3 protein-coding genes and 1 other RNA gene are annotated in these 1,561 nt (G+C 38.4%); 1 reads left to right on the top strand and 3 read right to left on the bottom strand.

The genetic code is table 11. The annotated features are described in order from the left end of the window. The 3 genes from M983_RS16485 to zapA all read right to left on the bottom strand — a co-directional run. A partial coding sequence (locus tag M983_RS16485; protein ID WP_281180127.1) for a 5-formyltetrahydrofolate cyclo-ligase occupies positions 1 to 264 on the bottom strand: 264 nt, incomplete at its 3' end. Between the two features lie 103 nt (positions 265 to 367). Then, positions 368 to 551, bottom strand: a non-coding RNA gene (gene ssrS, locus M983_RS16480) — 6S RNA. 110 nt (positions 552 to 661) lie between these two features. After that, positions 662 to 991, bottom strand: coding sequence for a cell division protein ZapA (zapA, locus tag M983_RS16475; protein WP_066753587.1), 330 nt, complete (start codon positions 989 to 991; stop codon positions 662 to 664). Positions 992 to 1,167: 176 nt separating this feature from the next. Here zapA and M983_RS16470 point away from each other — a divergent pair. Continuing rightward, positions 1,168 to 1,561 (top strand): UPF0149 family protein (locus M983_RS16470; protein ID WP_066753584.1); only part of this gene is annotated, 394 nt, incomplete at its 3' end.

The raw sequence follows: 1,561 nt of genomic DNA, 5'->3' as shown, positions 1-1,561 counted from the left end.
ATGATGAAAAGGGTGCAAGATGGGTAAACAAACCTGTTTATTGAGTGACCATAGTTGTGAAATAAGTGGCTGAGTATCAATTTCACCATCAAAAGAGAGAAAAAGGGCGATAGTCCGTGCGTTTTGCACTTTGGGATGAGAGAGAACTTGTGAGCAAAGTTGCAAAGCTGCCGTGTGTTGTTGTGCTTTGCTAAGACGCTGTCTTTTTTGGCGAATTGCTTTGCGTATGGTATCTCTTTGTTGAAAAAGTGAAGCGTTTGCCATCATCAATCTACTAGTGAGTTATTATGGAAATTCGCGACTTGAGGATATAAAAAAAGCCCTAAACATTAAGCATTTCAAAATACTTATTATTTAGAACTTGATTAGGGTCTCCAAGATGCCGTCGTAGGCTGTAACCCTTGAACCCGCGGTCCAAGGTGAACGGAGTGTTATCACCATTAGGCTGCCTGAACGAATCAGGTATGCTCACAAGCAATAGATCACCACATTCTAAGTGTTTGAAATATCGGCTCAGGGGACTCGCCCACTGACAAACATCTCAGAGAAATTAGGTAGGTGCAGTTAAGCACCTTATCTGTGAACCATTGTATTATTTTAATTACAGAAAGCAACCCATTATCTATGAAATTCGTGGTGTACGTATGCTTTCTGAACAAATCTACTTTGTCGTCGAAAAAGAACGATCATTATGCTTGCTTTGGTCGTGTAAAGCCTGTTCAATGGACTGTTGAAGCATTTTTATTTTTTCTTCCATATTGTAGGCATAATCTCTTGTTTTTAACTTTTCTTCTGCCAACTCATGGCTCATATTCAATGCTGCAATGAATATTAAATGCTCTGTATTGGAAACACCACTGCGCTCTTTGAGATCTTGTAATCGTTGTTCAAGTTCAGCAGCAGAAGCCAGTAAAGCGTCTTTTTGTTCTGGTGGGCAATTGACACGTAATGAGCGCCCAAAAATTTGAAGATCAACGGGTTGTGCGGACATGATTCCTTCCTGACATAAAATCTGTGCTACGTGTTTAGTAGTGTATACGGTTATCGCATTGTATTAAATGCTATTACTGCAAAAATTCCAATGATTAAGGTGGCTTAACTGGTACAGTGACTTCTATTGATGGTAGCATATCTTAAACTATTCCCCTAAATGCGACTTTTATTCTTATGTCAAAACAAAATACATTACCAAGTTACCAGACTATCGATACTTTATTACAACAATATTCTGTGCCTTTAACTGCTGCTGAAATGCATGGTTTACTTACCGGATTTATTTGTGGTGCGATAAGTGATAGTAGTTGGAAAACCTTATTACATGATCTGACAAATGAAGGCTTAGCTTTTTCTAAAAGTTTATCAGACACGCTTGATGAGTTATATCAAGTAACGTATGAACAACTTGATGGCAGTGTATTCCATTTCTCTATGTTACTCCCAGAAGAATCAGAAACCGTTTTTTTAAGAGCCGATGCGCTAGCAGGTTGGGTAAATCATTTTCTTTTAGGATTGGGTGTTGCTCAACCTAAGTTATCTGAAAGTAAAGAGTTAGTCGAAGTTG

Origin of the sequence: Proteus myxofaciens ATCC 19692, assembly GCF_001654855.1 — a bacterium.
Taxonomy (GTDB): Bacteria; Pseudomonadota; Gammaproteobacteria; order Enterobacterales; family Enterobacteriaceae; genus Proteus; species Proteus myxofaciens.
The sequence above is the reverse complement of the archived record's forward strand: the minus strand, read 5'-3'. Positions and strand labels throughout refer to the sequence as shown.